General features: G+C 58.9%; 15 protein-coding genes. 7 read left to right on the top strand and 8 right to left on the bottom strand.

Annotated elements, in window-relative coordinates; translation table 11 throughout:
- Nucleotides 1–24: 24 nt before the first annotated feature.
- Complete coding sequence (locus QRN33_RS13115) at nt 25–1,311, bottom strand: murein hydrolase activator EnvC family protein (protein WP_064363352.1); 1,287 nt, start codon at nt 1,309–1,311, stop codon at nt 25–27.
- Nucleotides 1,312–1,541: 230 nt separating this feature from the next.
- Complete coding sequence (gene gpmI / locus QRN33_RS13110) at nt 1,542–3,071, bottom strand: 2,3-bisphosphoglycerate-independent phosphoglycerate mutase (RefSeq protein WP_083354002.1); 1,530 nt, start codon at nt 3,069–3,071, stop codon at nt 1,542–1,544.
- Between the two features lie 153 nt (nt 3,072–3,224).
- Between gpmI and QRN33_RS13105 the strand changes: the two genes are divergently transcribed.
- From QRN33_RS13105 to secB, 3 genes are read left to right on the top strand one after another with little or no spacing between them, the layout of a single operon-like run.
- Entirely contained in the window at nt 3,225–3,638 is a 414-nt protein-coding gene (locus tag QRN33_RS13105; RefSeq protein WP_016772116.1) for a rhodanese-like domain-containing protein, read from the top strand.
- A gap of 1 nt (nt 3,639) precedes the next feature.
- The gene (grxC, locus tag QRN33_RS13100) at nt 3,640–3,894 is read left to right on the top strand and encodes a glutaredoxin 3 (RefSeq protein ID WP_064363348.1); all 255 of its coding nucleotides are present in this window, start codon (nt 3,640–3,642) and stop codon (nt 3,892–3,894) included.
- Between the two features lie 57 nt (nt 3,895–3,951).
- Nucleotides 3,952–4,437 (top strand): protein-export chaperone SecB, encoded by a 486-nt coding sequence (secB, locus tag QRN33_RS13095; RefSeq protein WP_016772114.1) that lies wholly within the window; start codon nt 3,952–3,954, stop codon nt 4,435–4,437.
- Between the two features lie 123 nt (nt 4,438–4,560).
- Here secB and trmL read toward each other — a convergent pair whose 3' ends face one another.
- A complete protein-coding gene (trmL, locus tag QRN33_RS13090) occupies nt 4,561–5,016 on the bottom strand; it encodes a tRNA (uridine(34)/cytosine(34)/5-carboxymethylaminomethyluridine(34)-2'-O)-methyltransferase TrmL (protein WP_042608646.1) in 456 nt (151 codons plus the stop codon).
- On the opposite strand from trmL, the gene QRN33_RS13085 reads away from it, so the two are divergent.
- Nucleotides 5,015–5,455: a hypothetical protein gene (locus QRN33_RS13085; RefSeq protein WP_285408936.1), complete on the top strand. Its 441-nt coding sequence runs from the start codon at nt 5,015–5,017 to the stop codon at nt 5,453–5,455. The two genes, trmL and QRN33_RS13085, sit on opposite strands and share 2 nt — an antisense overlap.
- A 190-nt stretch (nt 5,456–5,645) precedes the next feature.
- Nucleotides 5,646–7,676 (top strand): leucine-rich repeat domain-containing protein, encoded by a 2,031-nt coding sequence (locus QRN33_RS13080; RefSeq protein ID WP_285408934.1) that lies wholly within the window; start codon nt 5,646–5,648, stop codon nt 7,674–7,676.
- A 630-nt stretch (nt 7,677–8,306) separates the two neighbouring features.
- On the opposite strand, the gene ntrC is transcribed toward QRN33_RS13080, so the two are convergent.
- The 5 genes from ntrC to glnA all read right to left on the bottom strand — a co-directional run bounded on the left by ntrC (nt 8,307) and on the right by glnA (nt 13,886).
- Nucleotides 8,307–9,743, bottom strand: coding sequence for a nitrogen regulation protein NR(I) (gene ntrC, locus QRN33_RS13075; protein ID WP_065615412.1), 1,437 nt, complete (start codon nt 9,741–9,743; stop codon nt 8,307–8,309).
- Nucleotides 9,740–10,825, bottom strand: coding sequence for a nitrogen regulation protein NR(II) (gene glnL / locus QRN33_RS13070; RefSeq protein ID WP_042608648.1), 1,086 nt, complete (start codon nt 10,823–10,825; stop codon nt 9,740–9,742). Before glnL ends, ntrC begins: the two co-directional genes overlap by 4 nt.
- A 230-nt stretch (nt 10,826–11,055) precedes the next feature.
- Nucleotides 11,056–11,679, bottom strand: a complete 624-nt coding sequence (locus QRN33_RS13065) for a DUF4124 domain-containing protein (RefSeq protein ID WP_285408930.1) — start codon at nt 11,677–11,679, stop codon at nt 11,056–11,058.
- Nucleotides 11,676–12,188 carry a DUF4124 domain-containing protein gene (locus tag QRN33_RS13060; protein ID WP_123419804.1) on the bottom strand — a complete coding sequence of 171 codons (513 nt, stop codon included), beginning with the start codon at nt 12,186–12,188 and terminating at the stop codon, nt 11,676–11,678. Before QRN33_RS13060 ends, QRN33_RS13065 begins: the two co-directional genes overlap by 4 nt.
- A 291-nt stretch (nt 12,189–12,479) precedes the next feature.
- The gene (glnA, locus tag QRN33_RS13055; RefSeq protein WP_016772104.1) at nt 12,480–13,886 is read right to left on the bottom strand and encodes a type I glutamate--ammonia ligase; all 1,407 of its coding nucleotides are present in this window, start codon (nt 13,884–13,886) and stop codon (nt 12,480–12,482) included.
- Nucleotides 13,887–14,213: 327 nt separating this feature from the next.
- On the opposite strand from glnA, the gene thiI reads away from it, so the two are divergent.
- On the top strand, nt 14,214–15,668 hold the full coding sequence (thiI, locus tag QRN33_RS13050) for a tRNA uracil 4-sulfurtransferase ThiI (RefSeq protein WP_042608651.1): 1,455 nt from the start codon (nt 14,214–14,216) through the stop codon (nt 15,666–15,668).
- 139 nt (nt 15,669–15,807) lie between these two features.
- Nucleotides 15,808–17,628 (top strand): translational GTPase TypA, encoded by a 1,821-nt coding sequence (gene typA / locus QRN33_RS13045; RefSeq protein ID WP_016772102.1) that lies wholly within the window; start codon nt 15,808–15,810, stop codon nt 17,626–17,628.
- Nucleotides 17,629–17,690: the final 62 nt, after the last annotated feature.

The raw sequence follows: 17,690 nt of genomic DNA, 5'->3' as shown, positions 1-17,690 counted from the left end.
GAACTCCTGAATTAGGTAACGTGCTTATCCTTGCGCACGACACCATTGCGCCGGATCACTCGGGTGACCCTGCTGACGAATTGCGAAATACAGCGCTGGCGTGTCCTGACCGCCACTGTTACCGACAGTGGAAATCGACTCGCCAGCCTTGACCACATCACCCGCCGACTTGAGCAGCGTCTGGTTGTGACCGTAAAGACTCAGAAAACCGTTGCCGTGATCGAGGATCACCAGCAACCCGGCACCGCGCAGCCAGTCGGCAAACACCACGCGCCCACCATGTACGGCATGCACCTGGCTGCCGGCGGAGGCGCTGATCATCACGCCATCCCACTTGGTGCGGGCATCGTCGCCGCGGCTTTCACCGAAGCGTGCGAGTAATCGACCATCAACCGGCCACGGAAGTTTTCCCCGGGTTGCAGCAAAAGGCCCGCCAAACGTTTCGCCGCTGCTCGATACCAGCGCGCCGGGGCTTGATCTGACGGGTTTTCGTGGGGCGTCGCTGTTTTCAGCCTGCGCCTCACGCAAACGCTTTTTTTCCGCTTCCTGCTGGGCGATCAGCGCTTTCTGCCGCGCTTCTTCTGCCTCACGAGCCTGACGGGCCAGGGTTTCTTCAATGGTTTTAAGGACTTTAGACAGGTCTGCCTGATCCTGCTCGCGGGCGGCCAGTTTCTGGTCGCGGGCCTTCACGTCGTCATTGAGTCTGGCGAGAACCTGCTGACGCTCCTTGCGGACTTTCTCGAGTGCTTCGCGCTGGGTGTCGAGGTCGCTTTTCTGTACCAGCAACTGAGCCTGCTGCAGACCGATGTCTTTTTCGACATTGGCCAGTTGGCGCAGGGTTTCGTTGAAGTTCTTCAACTGCTCCAGGCGTGCCTGGCTCAGGTAGTCGTAATAGGTGAGGGTGCGGGCGAATTTCTCGGGATTCTGCTGGTTGAGCAGCAGCTTGAGGTATTCCTGGCGACCGTTCTGATAGGCCGCTCGGGCCTGAATGGCGATCAGTCGCTGCTGTTCAGTGCGCGCGCTCTGGAGTTTTTTTTTCTCTGCATCGAGCCGCTGCAGCTCGGATTCGCTTTTCTGCAGTTCTTTCTGCAGCGCGTCGACCTGTTTCTGCAGCTTGCCCATCTCGGTCTCAGTGCCCTTGAGCTCCTTCTGCACGCCGGACTTTTCTTCCTGCAGCTTGCCCAGGAGCTTCTTCAACTCGGCAATATCCTGACGCGTGGCGTCCAACTGCTGTTGGGTTTGCGCGCGCTCGTCGGCGAAGGCCGGCTGGAGCAGACAGGTCAGAGCAAGGGCGATCAGGACGCGAAGCATAGGGGCGGGCGGCACCAGGGTAAGGGACGGCCTAGTATGCCCGCCCGAGGCTGCAAAAAAAACGCCCAATTGGGGCTGTGTGATAACTGGACAGAAAAACACCGAAAACCAGTGTAGGAGTGAGCCTGCTCGCGATGACGTACTCACATTCAATAGAGGAATTGACTGTCAGATGGCTATCGCGAGCAGGCTCACTCCTACAGGGTTTTGCGGTGTTTTCTGGATTCCGGTCAGACGAGGATCGAAGTCCCGGTCATCTCCGCCGGTTTTTCCAGACCCAGCAACATCAGCATGGTCGGTGCCACGTCCGCCAGCACGCCGCCTTCGCGCACCTTCAGGTTGCGTTTGCCGACATAAATGAACGGCACCGGCTCGGTGGTATGCGCGGTGTGCGCTTGGTGGGTTTCTTCATCGGCCATTTTTTCGACGTTGCCGTGGTCGGCAGTGATCAAGGCTTCGCCGCCGACTTTTTCCAGCGCTTCAACGATGCGACCGACGCAGGTGTCCAGGCACTCGACCGCTTTCACCGCGGCGTCGAACACACCGCTGTGGCCGACCATGTCGCCGTTGGCGTAGTTGACGATAATCACGTCGTAACGCTGGTTTTCGATAGCGTCGACGATGCGGTCGGTGACTTCCGGCGCGCTCATTTCCGGCTGCAAATCGTAAGTAGCGACTTTCGGCGACGGGATCAGGATGCGCTCTTCGCCCGGGAACGGTTCTTCGCGACCGCCGGAGAAGAAGAAGGTCACGTGGGCGTATTTCTCGGTTTCGGCGATGCGCAGTTGGGTCTTGCCGTTTTTCGCCAGGTAATCGCCGAGAACGTTTTCCAGGCTGCCGGCGGCGAAGGCCGATGGTGCCGGAATGCTGGCAGCGTACTGGGTCAGCATGACGAAACCGGCCAGCTTCGGCTGACGGGCGCGCTCGAATTCCTTGAAATCGTCTTCGACGAACACCCGGGTCAGCTCGCGCGCGCGGTCGGCACGGAAGTTCATGAACACCACGGCATCGCCGTCTTCGACCTTCACCGGCTCGCCGATGGAAGTGGCTTTGACGAATTCGTCGCTTTCGCCACGGGCATAGGCGGCTTCGAGGCCTTCCTGAGCGGTGGCGGCGTTGAACTCGCCGTTGCCGTCGACGATCAGGTTGTAGGCCTGAGCGACGCGATCCCAACGGTTGTCACGGTCCATGGCGAAGTAGCGGCCGATGATGCTGGCGATACGGCCCTTGCCGAGTGCCTGGAAAGTCGCGTCGAGCAGTTCGATCGACGAAGCAGCGCTTTTTGGCGGCGTGTCACGACCATCAAGGAAGGCATGCAGGTAGATTTTTTCCGCGCCGCGCTTGAAGGCCAGTTCGGCCATGGCGATCAGATGGTCCTGGTGGCTGTGCACGCCGCCATCGGACAGCAGGCCCATGAAGTGCACGGCTTTACCGGCGGCCACGGCTTTATCCACAGCGGCGCAGATAGTCGGGTTCTCGAAGAACTCGCCGTCGCGGATCGCTTTGGTCACACGGGTGAAGTCCTGATACACCACGCGCCCGGCGCCGAGGTTCATATGGCCGACTTCGGAGTTGCCCATCTGCCCGTCCGGCAGACCGACGTCCATGCCGCTGCCCGAGATCAAGCCGTTCGGCACCGTAGCCCAAAGACGATCCAGCACAGGTTTCTTCGCCGCGAACACGGCATTGGATTCGGGGCTGTCGCTGTGACCGAAGCCGTCGAGAATCATCAGGACCAAAGGTTTGGGCGTAGTCGTCATGGAATCCACTCGTGGCTGATAAAGAAGAGGGCGATGGAAAACGGAGTTGGAGTTTAAAGCGAAGTTCCGACCGCGTCACCGCCGGACGGGGTTTGGCCGACCATAGTGGCTGTGTATACTGGCCGACATTTTAACGCCCTGGAACCTCCTTCGATGGTTGCTCACCTGATTGAATTTGCCACTAACCACTACATTCTTGTCGGTATCTTCGTCGTACTGCTGGCTCTGTTGCTGGCACACACGATGCAGGGCGGCGGTAAAAGCCTGAGCACCGGCGAGCTGACCGCACTGGTCAATAAAGATGCAGGCGTGGTGGTGGACATCCGTCCGGCCAAGGATTATGCCGCTGGCCACATCGTTGGCGCGGTGAACATCCCTCAGGACAAACTGGCGGCCCGCGTCGGCGAGCTGGAAAAGCACAAGGCCAAGACCATCATTCTGGTCGATGCCCTCGGTCAGACCGCCGGCACCCACGCCCGCGAGCTGATGAAATCCGGCTTCACCGCCGCCAAACTGTCCGGCGGGATTTCCAGCTGGAAGGGCGACAACCTGCCGCTGGTGAAATGACATGAACAAAGTCATCGTCTACTCCAGCGACTACTGCCCTTACTGCTCGCGCGCCAAGCATCTGCTCGCCAGCAAAGGTGTGGCCTTCGAAGAGATCAAGGTCGATGGCAAGCCGCAGCTGCGTGCCGAAATGACTCAGAAAGCCGGGCGCACGTCCGTGCCGCAGATCTGGATCGGCAGCCAGCACATCGGCGGTTGTGATGATTTGTATGCTTTGGAGCGCGCCGGCAAACTCGACGCGCTGCTCAAGGCCTGAACGGCTGCACCCACGTACAGCACTCCCTAAAAGACCCAAGATCGATAAGGATCTGAGATGACTGACCAACAGAACACTGCAGCCAGCGAAGAAGAAACCGCACCGCAATTCTCCTTGCAGCGCATCTACGTACGCGACCTGTCCTTCGAAGCCCCGAAAAGCCCGGCAATCTTTCGCCAGCAGTGGGATCCGGCGGTCGGTCTGGACCTGAACACGCGTCAGAAAGCACTGGAAGGCGACTTCTACGAAGTGGTGCTGACCCTGTCGGTGACCGTGAAGAACGGTGAAGAAGTCGCGTTCATTGCTGAAGTGCAGCAGGCCGGTATCTTCCTGATCAAGAACCTCGACGCGGCTTCGATGAGCCACACCCTCGGTGCGTTCTGCCCGAACATCCTGTTCCCGTACGCCCGCGAAACCCTGGACAGCCTGGTTACCCGTGGTTCGTTCCCGGCGCTGATGCTGGCCCCGGTCAACTTCGATGCTCTGTACGCGCAAGAGCTGCAGCGCATGCAGGAAAGCGGCGAGACGCCGACCGTTCAGTAAGACGGTTCAGCAACACTCCATGTGGGAGCGAGCCTGCTCGCGAAAGCGGTCTGTCAGACACATCAATGTTGCCTGACACGCCGTAATCGCGAGCAGGCTCGCTCCCACATTTGTTTTGCGGCGTTACTTGAAGTCGTTCTGGCGCCACGCTTCGTACACGGCGACCGCCACGGTGTTGGACAGATTCAGGCTGCGGCAGCCTTCGCGCATCGGCAGGCGCAGGCGCTGCTCGGCAGGCAGGGCGTCGAGCACATCCGCCGGCAGCCCACGACTTTCCGGGCCGAACAGAAACGCATCGCCGGGCACGAATGCGGCATCATGGAAAGGCCGCGAACCCTTGGTGGTAAACGCGAACAATCGCGGGTTGCCCAGGCTTTCCAGGCAACTGGCCAGGTCTGCATGACGTTGCAGCGTGGCATATTCGTGGTAGTCGAGACCGGCGCGGCGCAAGCGCTTGTCGTCCATCTCGAAGCCCAGCGGTTCGATCAAATGCAGGTGGCAGCCGCTGTTGGCGCACAGCCTGATAACGTTGCCGGTATTCGGCGGAATTTCTGGTTGAAAAAGGATGACGTGAAACATGCACGGCTCCGAAGGTAAAGATGAGCGGCATTCTACGCCGCCTGTGGACAACCGTTCGAAACTATTCCCGCGAGTCATCGGTTCGCTGGCGATTGTCGGGTTGATGATCGGTTTGATGATCGGCCGCCTGACGACGCCGGATCCGAGCGTGTTGCAGCAGGTAGAAGTGACCGATAGCGGTTTGGTGGTTTGGTTCAACAACGAGCCGAAGCTGCACGGTGAGATGATCGATGGCACGGTGGCGTTGTTGTTTCAGGCCGAAGGTCCGGCGCACAAAGGCCAGCTCAAGCTCAATGGCAAGGACGTCAACTGGCGCGTTCGTAAAAGTGACGGTGGGTTATTGTTGACGGTACTGGCAGCGCGGCCGCTGCAGGGCAATTGGCTCGGCAGTGAGGTCGATGATCGCTGGCGGCTGGAGATTCGTTTGCAAACGAACTGATTGAAATCCTGCCGTTCTCCTCGAGACCCCTACGCTTCCTGACGTCGTTTCCCACTGCGCCTGTCTGGTTTTCCACTCTCCTTGAAATGCTTGCACACGCTATCGTGCGATCCTCTTCAAACCGGCAGGATGCCGAAAGCCTTCGCCCCTTGCTCGACTGCCAGGGGTGACCTTTTCAAGGATGAACAACATGCCAGTAAAACCACCTACCGGTGGCAGCACCCCCGTGAAAGTCGATGCATCGACCAGCCCGACCCGACCGGCCGAGGTGGGCACACCGCTCCCCGGGCCATCGGGCCGTAGAGATTTTGGTTCAGGACTCTCCCTCGATGATCTGCGGCCGCGCCCGGGTTCGTCCAGCGCTGTTGACGCAGATGCCGCTGGCACGACCCCGGCGGTCATTATTCACGCGGCCCCTGTTGAAACGCGTTTGCTTGCGCCTGGACCGGCGCTGGATGATTACGTAATCAATGCCCGGGCAATTCTTCCAGAAGTTAACAGTGAAGGTTTAACGGTATTCAAGAAGCGCACCTACGCTGAAGTGGCCGATGGCGAATTTGTGCTTGTCGCCGTGGATCCGGAGACGGGACTGCATCGAGCGCGGCGGCCAAGCGATTTGCTTCCAGGTCCGGTAATGCTACGTGATGCCGCTAGCGGTTTTTGGTACCCGCGTACGGTCGTTGAGCCAGCCACCCGAGCGCAGGTCCGAAGTTATCTTCCGGACATGAGCGATCAACACGCGGATGATTTTATCGCCCGGTTCGATGACAAGGACGTAGCGGATCTTGAGCTCAAGCGGATCCAGCTTGGGCTTGCGCAACTGAGCAGCGAAAACGTCTGGTTCCCGCACTTTCAGTCTCGCGAGGCCTGGGGTAGTGAAAAACAGGCGGCGATTGACATGTGGAGCACGTTACGCCAGTTGTACAAGTGGCAAGGTCAGCCTGATCTGCGGGTCTATCGTGATGGGCAGCTGTCGGGGTACAAGCTGGATATGAATCTCATGCTATGGCCAGTCGAGAGGCTGCATTCATTGAAATTCAAAGCAGTCGTCGAGCTTTCTTTAAGAGGAAATGCGCGGCTGAATCCTGAGGTGTTTTTTGCGCAGTTTCCCAACATTGAAAGCCTGACGGTAACGAGCGAGCAATTCGCCACCGGGCTACATGCCTGGAACAACGCTGCTGGGCGTTATCAGTTTCAGATACTTCAATCACGACTCGAGATAAATTCGCGCTTTGCGACGCTATTGAACGGCCTGTCCCGTTTACGAGTGCTGAGCCTGCAGGATTGCAACTTTCCCGCACGGTTTTCGGTGAGCGGCATGACCCAATTGCAAGTGTTGAGGCTTGGGAACACATATGGCATGGCAGATCTTGCTGGCGTGGTGGCCGGGTTGCCCAGTCCTTCGCGCTTACAGGTGCTTGACCTGCATAAGAATAATTCTTTGCTGGTGGCGCCTGACATTACCCGGATGACCGAATTGCGTGTGCTGGATCTGACAGGAACCGGAATAAACCGTCTCCCTGGCGGGCTTGGTGCAGATAACGCGCGGTCAAGACTGGAAGTATTGAGACTTGGTGACAATGCGCTCTCGGTCGCACCATCACTCAAAGGAATGACTGCACTGCAGGAGCTGGATCTTTCCAATGCAAGGTTAGACAGTTTCCCGGAGGGCATCACCAGCGAGATTCCCGCGAAAGTGTTGAACCTGGCGAACAACCGCATTACGTCGATTCCCGAATCCGTTGAACTCAGAGCCGGCTTCAATCTCATCGGCAATCCAATAACGGATCCGGCTTCGCTCCGCCGGCTGATACATGCACGTATCAAAACAGGCACCGATATCTGGCTGGGAGTTGAAAGTAATGATCGCTCGGCAAATCTGTGGCTGCGCAACGTGCCGCCATTGGAGTTATCCGAAAAGCTGAAGCTCTGGGACAGTTTCGGCGGAGCAGCAAGTGACGTGCTCAATGGGATCCGGAAGCTGAGTCGTACACCTGAGTTTCACGTTGAATATCCACTTTTGCAGCGGCGGGTGTGGTGGTTTCTGGATATCTATACGAAGGCTGAGCCAAGCGAACAGGCAAGGATGAAGGACATTCTGCTCAGTGAACCCAGCCCCGGAAAAATGCTGGACAGGCTCGAAGCACAAATACGGGAATATGACTCGGGGCGGCAGAACCAGCCCCTGCACCATTTGCCCAAACGTCCGATGCTTGATTAGCGCCGGGCTGGGCACCTCGGCTGGCGGTGTAAAAGCGGGAATCCCTGACCTGCCTGTATCAGGGTTCCCAAAAGGATGGACTTCGCTGTTGGCGGCGGTCCGGTGTAAAGAGGGAACCCCCGGCCTGCCTGTACCAAGGATCCCAAAAGGGTGGGCTCGCCGCTTTGTGCCGTGAGCCCGGTGTAAAGAGGGGAATCCCCGGCCTGCCTGTACCAAGGTCCCCGAAACGGGTGGTGAAACGAATCACCTGTCAGAGGTATTGCAGGGGGCGTGCCAGGTTTTCATTTGCTGAAACAAAAAAGTTGATCAGAAACACGAAAGCCTCGGAGTTCGGGGCTTTCGTGTTCTGGAGAGTGGTCTTTTCGGTGTTTCAAGGAAGGCGTGTGGCGATGCGGCTGTGCGCGATCACGGGTCATTGTGCATTGATGCGGTGCACGGAGGCCCCTCACCCTAACCCTCTCCCAGTGGGAGAGGGGACTGACCAAGTTGCCCGGTCAAATTACGCCGACCTGCAATACCCCGCCGAACTCAGGTTTTGAAAATCATACAAATCGGCTCCCTTTCCCCCTCCCCCATGGGGGAGAGGGGGGTGGATCCTGGGTACACAACTACCCTCAAGCGAACAAGGTTTTAACCCTCATCCCCCTCATCATCATCCCCACCATCAACCTTCATCCCCAGTTCCTTGATCTTGCGCGTCAAGGTATTACGCCCCCAGCCCAGCAAAACCGCCGCATCACGACGGCGCCCGGCGGTGTGCTTCAACGCCGTCTCGATCATGATCCGCTCGAACGCCGGCACCGCGCTGTCGAGCAGGCTCGACTGGCCACGGGCCAAGGCCTGATCGGCCCACTGGCGCAGGGCCTGTTCCCAGTTAGTCACGGGCGCCGAGTCCTGCGGCAGGTTAAGCAGTTCTGGCGGCAAGTCGCTGATGTGCACTTCACGGCCGGAGGCCATGACGGTAATCCAGCGGCAGGTGTTCTCCAGTTGACGCACGTTGCCCGGCCACGGCAGGTTCTTCAGGTATTCCTCGGTCTCGCTTTTCAGCAGCTTCGGCTCGACTGCCAATTCCTGCGCGGCACGGCTGAGGAAGTGCCGGGCCAGCGTCGGGATGTCTTCACGACGATCCGACAGGCGCGGGATGTGGATACGGATCACGTTGAGGCGGTGGAACAAGTCCTCACGGAATTTGCCGGCGTGAACCAGGGTTTCCAGATTCTGGTGGGTGGCGGCGATGATGCGTACATCGACTTTGACCGGCACATGCCCGCCAACGCGATAGAACTCGCCATCGGCCAGGACACGCAACAGGCGGGTCTGGGTATCCGCCGGCATGTCGCCGATTTCATCAAGGAACAGCGTGCCGCCGTCGGCCTGCTCGAAGCGACCGCGCCGCAGGTTTGCGGCGCCGGTGAATGCGCCTTTCTCGTGACCGAACAGCTCCGATTCCATCAGATCCTTGGGAATCGCCGCCATGTTCAACGCGATGAACGGAGAAGCCGCGCGCGGGCTGTGGCGGTGCAGGGCGTGGGCAACCAGTTCTTTACCGGTACCGGATTCGCCGTTGATCAGCACGGTGATGTTGGAGTGGCTCAAGCGACCGATGGCGCGAAACACTTCCTGCATCGCCGGCGCTTCGCCGATGATTTCCGGAGTGCGGGTCAGCGCCGGCACAACTTCCAGGCCTTGCTGCTCCTGCGCATGTTGATTGGCACGCTTGACCAGCGACACCGCTTCATCGACGTCGAACGGCTTGGGCAAGTACTCGAAAGCGCCGCCCTGATAGGAGGCGACAGCGCTGTCCAGATCGGAATGAGCGGTCATGATGATGACCGGCAGCCGTGGGTGCTGTTCGCGAATCCGCGCCAGCAGATCCAGGCCACTGGCACCCGGCATGCGGATATCGGAAATGATCACGTCCGGCTGCTGCCGGGCCAGACGACTCATCACGCCATCGGCGCTGTCGAAGCTCTGGGTGGTCATGCCTTCCTGCTGCAAGGCCTTTTCCAGAACCCAACGGATAGAACGGTCGTCATCGACGATCCACACGGTTTCACTACGGCTCATGTCGATGTGGCTCCTTGTTCCAGTGGCAGGAAGATCGAGAACGTGGTGTGGCCTGGATGGCTCTCACACTCGATCAGGCCCTGGTGCTGACTGATGATGTTCTGGGTAATGGCCAGGCCCAGCCCGGTACCGTCCGGGCGACCGCTGACCATCGGAAAGAAAATGGTTTCCTGCAGTTCCGCCGGGATGCCCGGACCGTTGTCGATGATCTCGATCTTGGTCACCAGACGATGGCGGATATGGCCGATGGTGAACTGGCGCATGGCGCGGGTGCGCAGGCTGATGCGGCCAAGGCGCAGTTCATTCTGGCTGCTGATCGCCTGCATCGCGTTGCGCACGATGTTCAATACCGCCTGGATCATTTGTTCGCGGTCAATCAACACGTCGGGAATGCTCGGATCGTAGTCGCGCACCAGAGTGATGCAGCCCTGGCTCTCGGCTTCGACCAATTGGCAGACGCGTTCGAGGACTTCATGAACGTTGCACATCGCCAGCGAGGGCAGTTTGTTCGAGCCGAGCATGCGGTCGACCAGATTGCGCAGGCGGTCGGCCTCTTCAATGATCACGTTGGTGTAGTCGCGCAGGCTGTCTTCCGGCAGCTCGCGGGCCAGCAACTGCGCGGCACCGCGGATGCCGCCGAGGGGATTCTTGATCTCGTGGGCGAGGCCGCGCACCAGCATCTTGCTGGTTTCCTGCTTGGACAGCTGCGCCTCTTCCTTGGTGATGCGCAACAGGCGATCACGCGGGTGCACTTCAAGCAAAAGCAGAGTCGCACCGTTGCTCAGGATCGGCGTGACCGCGTAATCCACAGTCAGGGTCTGGCCGGTGAGGGCGGTGAGCATCGCTTCACGCTTGGTGAACGGGTGCGCCTGCTCAACCGCTTGGCGCAGGGAGTTGAGCGCCTCAGGGGATTCGGTGAACAGCTCGCTGATGAACTGGCCGTGACTGCGTTGACCGCTGACGGCCAGCAGCATCTCCGCCGCCGGGTTCATGTACTCCAGGCGCAGTTCGGCGTCGAGCAGGATGGTCGCCGTGGTCAGGTTGTCGAGCAGCAAACGGTGGATAGCGTCGCTTATGGTCATCTGGACCCCTTTTGGAGCAAGGCGTGCGCGAGAACAAAGCGCTGATAACAGGAAAATGCAAAAACCAAACCAAGGCTCCGAAAAGAAGCGTTTAAGCCCTGAAACAGGCGTTTGACGCGCGTTTGTATGGCACGAAGCCAGCTCAAACGGGAAGTTTCGAACCAAAATGGGTTGAGTGGTGGGCGGGATGCAGTTTAGTGCACCAATAGAGTGCGCATTGCGGATGGGCGTTAAAAGAAGCGCAAAAACGGATTTTTCGGTTCTTCAGGTTTGTCCTTGAGCGGGCATTCCGGGCGGGCGCCGTAGTCGTCGGCGACGCAGGGTTTGATCTGGCGTTTCTGCGCCAGGGAAATGCGCAGCATGTGAAACGGCTGATTGGCGGTGCGCTCCACGGTACGCCCGGCGGCGTCGAGAATCTCGATTGAAAGGCTGTGGCTGCCGCGATCGATATTACTCAGGGCAAATACCGGACTGACGCCGGGCTCGCCCGTGGCCTTGCCATCGAGCAGCAGGCGATAACGATGGCCGCTTTGCAGGCCGGGCTCGCTGGTGACGCTGACGATCAGCTCGCCGGCGCTGCTGCGCAGAGTAGCGTCGGGCTCCGGGATCAGAATGCGCAGCATGTCGTAATGAAAGGGCGGTGGTTCGGCGGATTTTTTCGCCGTGGTGATCGGCGCGGCGATGCTGGCAGGGACGGCCATGCGATTGCTGGTTGCGATGGGTACACGCTTGGCATTCGCCCGGGGCTGGTCGGTGTAGACGCGATTGCCCTGTGCGTCGACATAGGTAAAGACCTCGGCCGAGGCGGGCAGCGCCATCAGCGCCAGGATGAGTATCAGTCCTGCGCGGATCATGGCGTGTGCACGCGTTGCACGGTGAAGACGGCTGGCGGGCTCTGTTGAACAACGCTTTGGCCGTCGATCACTTGCACGGCCAGGCGATGCTCGCCGCGATCGATATTGACCAGTTGCAGAACCGGCACGTTGCTCGGCTGGCCATAGGGTTGATCGTCCAGCACCAGTCTCAGTTGATGCGGCGGTTGCAGGCGCGGTTTGATCAATACGTTGACCGTGAAGGTGCCATTGTTGGCGCGCAGGGCCTCGTCAGTGGGCAGGCCGGCGAGCTCAAGGATTTCGTAAGCGTTGCGCGGAGGCTGGCGCTCATCGGGACTGGGTGCTTGCGGAGCGCTCGGTGCTTGCGGTTCGACCCGATTGAGGGGCGGCAAGTCGACCGGTTGCGCCTGCACGCCGTCCGGCGGCTGGTTGCTGTATGCGGTGTTGCCGTTGGCGTCGGTGTACTTGTAGATCTGCGCAGCGGCGGGCAGGGCGATCAGCAGCAGAATGTAGAGAAACGTGCGACCCATGAAATCGACCGGGGTTGGAAACTGTGGGTAGCAGCATAGGACAGGTGAGGCGGTTGGCCCAGCCCGGTCTCACCCTAACCCTCTCCCAGAGGGAGAGGGAACCGACCTTGTTGTTTGCATGAGTTACAGCGACCTGAAATTCCCCTGTGAACTCAGGTTTTGAAGAGCATGAAGATCAGTTCCTTCTCCCTCTGGGAGAGGGTTAGGGTGAGGGGGCTTTTGATCTGCAATGAAAAAAGGCCTCCCGAAGGAGGCCTCTTTTGTCACGCCGCTTTGCGCAGCGCTACCGGATCAGCAGCTGTAGTACAGCTCATATTCCAGTGGGTGTACGAAGGTGCGAACCTTGATTTCTTCTTCCGATTTCAGCGCGATGTAGGCGTCGATGAAGTCGTCGGAGAACACGCCGCCCTTGGTCAGGAACGCGCGGCCCTTGTCCAGCTCTTCCAGGGCTTCTTTCAGGCTGCCGCAAACCTGTGGAATCTCTTTCGCCTCTTCAGGCGGCAGGTCGTACAGGTTCTTGTCGGCGGCATCGCCTGGGTGGATCTTGTTCTGGATACCGTCCAGACCGGCCATCAGCAGGGCTGCGAAAGCCAGGTACGGGTTGGCGGCCGGATCCGGGAAGCGCGCTTCGATACGGCGGGCTTTCGGGCTCGACACGTAAGGAATGCGGATCGAAGCGGAACGGTTGCGCGCCGAGTAGGCCAGCATTACCGGCGCTTCGAAGCCTGGTACCAGACGCTTGTAGGAGTTGGTCGCCGGGTTGGTGAAGCCGTTCAGGGCCTTACCGTGCTTGATGATCCCGCCGATGAAGTACAGAGCGGTGTCGGACAGGCCGGCATAGCCTTCGCCTGCGAAGGTGTTCTTGCCGTCTTTCCAGATCGACATGTGTACGTGCATGCCTGAACCGTTGTCGCCGTACAGTGGCTTCGGCATGAAGGTCGCGGTGCGGCCGTAAGCGTCGGCCACGTTGTGCACAACGTATTTCAGGGTTTGAACTTCGTCGGCTTTCTTCACCAGGGTGTTGAACTTGACGCCGATTTCGTTCTGGCCGGCAGTTGCCACTTCGTGGTGGTGAACTTCAACCGACTGACCCATTTCTTCCAGTGCGTTGCACATGGCGGTACGGATTTCGTGGTCGTGGTCGAACGGTGGAACCGGGAAGTAGCCGCCTTTCACGCCTGGACGGTGACCCTTGTTGCCGCCTTCGATGTCCTGGTCGGACATCCACGAACCTTGCTCGGAGTAGATCTTGAACATCGAGCCGGAGATGTCCGACTTGAATTTCACCGAGTCGAAGATGAAGAATTCTGGCTCTGGACCGGCGAATACGGTGTCACCGATACCGGTGGCTTTCAGGTGCTCTTCGGCGCGCTTGGCGATCGCACGTGGGTCGCGGTCGTAGCCCTGCATGCTCGAAGGCTCGATGATGTCGCACACCAGAATCAGGGTTGGGTCTTCGGTGAACGGATCGAGTACGGCCGTTTCGTCGACCGGCATCAGGATCATGTCGGAGGCTTCGATGCCTTTCCAGCCGGAGATGGAGGAGCCGTCGAACATCTTGCCGACTTCGAAGAAGTCGTCATCCAGCGCATCGCGAGCCGGCATGGTCACGTGGTGCTGAGTGCCTTTGGTGTCCGTGAAGCGCAGATCAATCCACTTGACGTCATGATCTTTGATGAGTTGAACCGACTTCGACATAGTGTCCTCCGGGTGAATTAGGGCGGGTAGTGGATGCCCTTAATAATGGTGATGCCGGCGCGAATACTCTGCCAAGGCAACCTGCCTCACAAGGGAGCAAATTGCATGCCAGTGCCCCAGCATGGGTTTTTTGCCCCAAATTCACGCTTATTAAGGTGCGCGAGGTACTGAATCGACAAATCTCGCCCCGTAATGTTGCGTTAGAATTCAGAAATGACCTGTTTTGGTGCGTGCAAAACCTTCTGCACATTAACTGGTTAAACCTTGAGCAATTTCCGCTATAATCCGCGCCCCCCTTTTTCGGCTGGCCGTTCGCGCGCTGTTTTCATGAAACTTATCGTAAAAGTCTTCCCCGAGATCACCATCAAAAGCCGACCCGTCCGGACGAAATTCATCCGCCAGTTGGCCAAGAACATCCGCACCGTGCTCCGTGACCTGGACCCGGCCGTGGTGGTGAACGGCGTGTGGGACAATCTCGAGCTGGAAACCCGCGTCACCGACCCCAAAGCCTTGAAAGAGATGGGCGAACGCCTGACCTGCATGCCGGGCATCGCGCACTTTCTGCAGATCGACGAGTATCCGCTGGGCGACTTCGACGACATCACCGAAAAGTGCAAACAGCACTACGGCGATGCGCTGGCCGGGAAGATTTTCTCGGTGCGCTGCAAGCGCGCGGGCAAGCATGCGTTCAGCTCGATGGACGTCGAAAAATACGTCGGCAGCAAGCTGCGTCGTGAGTGCGGTGCCGCCGGAATCGACCTGAAAGCGCCAGAAATCGAAGTTCGTATCGAAGTTCGCGACAAACGGTTGTTCGTGATTCACAGCCAGCACAACGGCATCGGCGGTTACCCGCTCGGTGCGCTGGAGCAGACGCTGGTGTTGATGTCCGGCGGCTTCGATTCGACCGTGGCGGCTTACCAGATCATGCGCCGCGGCCTGATGGCGCATTTCTGCTTCTTCAATCTCGGCGGGCGTGCCCACGAATTGGGCGTGATGGAAGTCGCGCACTTCATCTGGAAGAAGTACGGCAGCTCGCAACGCGTGCTATTTGTCAGTGTGCCGTTCGAGGAAGTGCTGGGCGAAATTCTCGGCAAAGTCGATAACAGTCATATGGGTGTGGTTTTGAAGCGTATGATGTTGCGCGCCTCGTCCGAGATCGCCGAACGCCTGCACATCGATGCGCTGGTGACCGGTGAAGCGATCTCCCAGGTGTCGAGCCAGACGCTGCCGAACCTGTCGGTGATCGACTGCGTGACTGACAAGCTGGTGCTGCGGCCCCTGATCGTCGCGCACAAGCAGGACATCATCGATACCGCCAACGAGATCGGCACCGCCGATTTCGCCCGGCACATGCCGGAATACTGCGGCGTGATTTCGGTCAACCCGAAGACCGCCGCCAAGCGTGGCCGGGTTGAGCACGAAGAGAAAGAATTCGACATGGCGGTGCTCGAGCGTGCGCTCGCCAACGCCAAACTGGTGCCGATCGATCGGGTGATCGACGAATTGGGCCAGGATTTGCAGATTGAAGAAGTCAGCGAAGCGCTGGCCGGTCAGATCGTGATCGACATCCGTCACCCGGATGCCGCCGAGGATGACCCGCTGGAACTCGCCGGCATAGAGGTACAGACGATGCCGTTCTATGCAGTGAACGCACGTTTCAAGGAACTGGACCCTACTCGCCAGTACCTGCTGTATTGCGACAAAGGCGTGATGAGTCGCCTGCATGCCCACCATTTGCTCAGTGAGGGGCATGCCAATGTGCGCGTTTATCGACCGAGCTAAGTGCCCGGGGCTGTTTGCCTGTGGCCTGCGTCACCGGCCCCCCGACACCGCCGTCAAGCTGTAACGGCCATGCCGGACACTACTGCTAATCGCTGCCATGACTTGTCAGCAAACCGAATCCTCTGATCGAGATACACAAGTGATCGAAAATCTACGCAACATCGCCATCATTGCCCACGTTGACCACGGTAAAACCACCCTGGTAGACAAACTCCTGCGTCAATCCGGCACTCTGGAGCGCAACGAGCTCAACGACGAGCGCGTGATGGACTCCAACGACCAGGAAAAAGAGCGCGGTATTACCATTCTGGCGAAGAACACCGCCATCAACTGGAACGGCTACCACATCAACATCGTGGACACCCCGGGCCACGCCGACTTCGGCGGCGAAGTTGAACGCGTAATGTCGATGGTCGACTCCGTTCTGCTGCTGGTTGACGCTCAAGACGGCCCTATGCCGCAAACCCGTTTCGTGACCAAGAAGGCTTTCGAAGCCGGCCTGCGTCCAATCGTGGTGATCAACAAGGTTGACCGTCCAGGCGCGCGTCCGGACTGGGTTCTGGACCAGATCTTCGACCTGTTCGACAACCTCGGTGCGACCGAAGAACAACTGGACTTCCAGGTTGTTTACGCTTCGGCCCTGAACGGCATTGCCGGTCTGGACCACACCGCCATGGCGGAAGACATGACTCCGCTGTACCAGGCGGTAGTCGACCACGTTCCGCCTCCGGCCGTTGACCGTGACGGTCCGTTCCAGATGCAGATATCCGCGCTGGACTACAACAGCTTCCTGGGTGTTATCGGTGTTGGCCGTATCGCTCGCGGTCGCGTCAAGCCGAACACTCCGGTTGTCGCTATCAGCGCAGACGGCAAGCGCCGCAACGGTCGTATCCTGAAGCTGATGGGTCACCACGGTCTGCACCGCATTGACGTTGACGAAGCAGCAGCCGGCGACATCGTCTGCATCAGCGGCTTCGACGAGCTGTTCATCTCCGACACTCTGTGCGATATCAACACCGTCGAGGCGATGAAGCCGCTGACCGTTGACGAGCCAACCGTTTCCATGACCTTCCAGGTCAACGACTCGCCATTCTGCGGTAAAGAAGGCAAGTTCGTGACCTCCCGTAACATCAAGGATCGTCTGGACAAAGAGCTGCTGTACAACGTTGCACTGCGCGTTGAAGAAGGCGACTCGGCTGACAAGTTCAAGGTTTCCGGCCGTGGTGAGCTGCACCTCTCGGTACTGATCGAAACCATGCGTCGCGAAGGCTTCGAGCTGGCCCTGGGCCGCCCGGAAGTGATCATCCGTGAAGTTGACGGCGTGAAGCAGGAACCGTTCGAAAACGTCACCATCGACATCCCTGAGGAATCGCAGGGCAAGGTCATGGAAGAGATGGGTCTGCGTAAGGGCGACCTGAGCAACATGGTGCCGGATGGCAAGGGCCGTGTTCGCCTGGAATACAACATCCCTGCTCGCGGTCTGATCGGTTTCCGTAACCAGTTCCTGACCCTGACCAACGGTGCTGGCATCCTGACCTCGATCTTCGACCGTTACGCTCCAGTGAAGTCGGGCCACATGTCCGGCCGTCAGAACGGCGTTCTGGTTTCGGTTGAAACCGGCAAGGCTCTGACCTACTCGCTGGAAACCCTGCAGGCTCGTGGCAAGCTGTTCGTAGAACACGGCCAGGAGATCTACAACGGTCAGATCGTTGGTCAGAACAGCCGCGACAACGACCTGGGTGTGAACCCAACCAAAGGCAAGAAGCTCGACAACATGCGTGCTTCGGGTAAAGACGAAACCATCGCTCTGGTCCCACCTGTTCGCTTCACTCTGGAACAGGCTCTGGAATACATCCAGGAAGACGAGCTGTGCGAAGTCACGCCTAAGTCGATCCGTCTTCGCAAGAAGATCCTCGACGAAAGCGAGCGTACCCGCGCTGCCAAGAAAGCCAAGGCGTAATTCAGCCCTGGAATAGAAAACGCCCCCGGTCGCGAGACCGGGGGCGTTTTTGTTTGTCCGGG

This window comes from Pseudomonas sp. FR229a, assembly GCF_030209115.1.
In the GTDB taxonomy this organism is placed as follows: domain Bacteria; phylum Pseudomonadota; class Gammaproteobacteria; order Pseudomonadales; family Pseudomonadaceae; genus Aquipseudomonas; species Aquipseudomonas moraviensis_A.
The sequence above is the reverse complement of the archived record's forward strand: the minus strand, read 5'-3'. Positions and strand labels throughout refer to the sequence as shown.

Bases quoted from the DNA above. Each gene is read 5' to 3' on its own strand.
- QRN33_RS13115 (WP_064363352.1), bottom strand. From the start codon at position 1,311: ATGCTTCGCGTCCTGATCGCCCTTGCTCTGACCTGTCTGCTCCAGCCG.
- gpmI (WP_083354002.1), bottom strand. From the start codon at position 3,071: ATGACGACTACGCCCAAACCTTTGGTCCTGATGATTCTCGACGGCTTC.
- QRN33_RS13105 (WP_016772116.1), top strand. From the start codon at position 3,225: ATGGTTGCTCACCTGATTGAATTTGCCACTAACCACTACATTCTTGTC.
- grxC (WP_064363348.1), top strand. From the start codon at position 3,640: ATGAACAAAGTCATCGTCTACTCCAGCGACTACTGCCCTTACTGCTCG.
- secB (WP_016772114.1), top strand. From the start codon at position 3,952: ATGACTGACCAACAGAACACTGCAGCCAGCGAAGAAGAAACCGCACCG.
- QRN33_RS13085 (WP_285408936.1), top strand. From the start codon at position 5,015: ATGCACGGCTCCGAAGGTAAAGATGAGCGGCATTCTACGCCGCCTGTG.
- trmL (WP_042608646.1), bottom strand. From the start codon at position 5,016: ATGTTTCACGTCATCCTTTTTCAACCAGAAATTCCGCCGAATACCGGC.
- QRN33_RS13080 (WP_285408934.1), top strand. From the start codon at position 5,646: ATGCCAGTAAAACCACCTACCGGTGGCAGCACCCCCGTGAAAGTCGAT.
- ntrC (WP_065615412.1), bottom strand. From the start codon at position 9,743: ATGAGCCGTAGTGAAACCGTGTGGATCGTCGATGACGACCGTTCTATC.
- glnL (WP_042608648.1), bottom strand. From the start codon at position 10,825: ATGACCATAAGCGACGCTATCCACCGTTTGCTGCTCGACAACCTGACC.
- QRN33_RS13065 (WP_285408930.1), bottom strand. From the start codon at position 11,679: ATGATCCGCGCAGGACTGATACTCATCCTGGCGCTGATGGCGCTGCCC.
- QRN33_RS13060 (WP_123419804.1), bottom strand. From the start codon at position 12,188: ATGGGTCGCACGTTTCTCTACATTCTGCTGCTGATCGCCCTGCCCGCC.
- glnA (WP_016772104.1), bottom strand. From the start codon at position 13,886: ATGTCGAAGTCGGTTCAACTCATCAAAGATCATGACGTCAAGTGGATT.
- thiI (WP_042608651.1), top strand. From the start codon at position 14,214: ATGAAACTTATCGTAAAAGTCTTCCCCGAGATCACCATCAAAAGCCGA.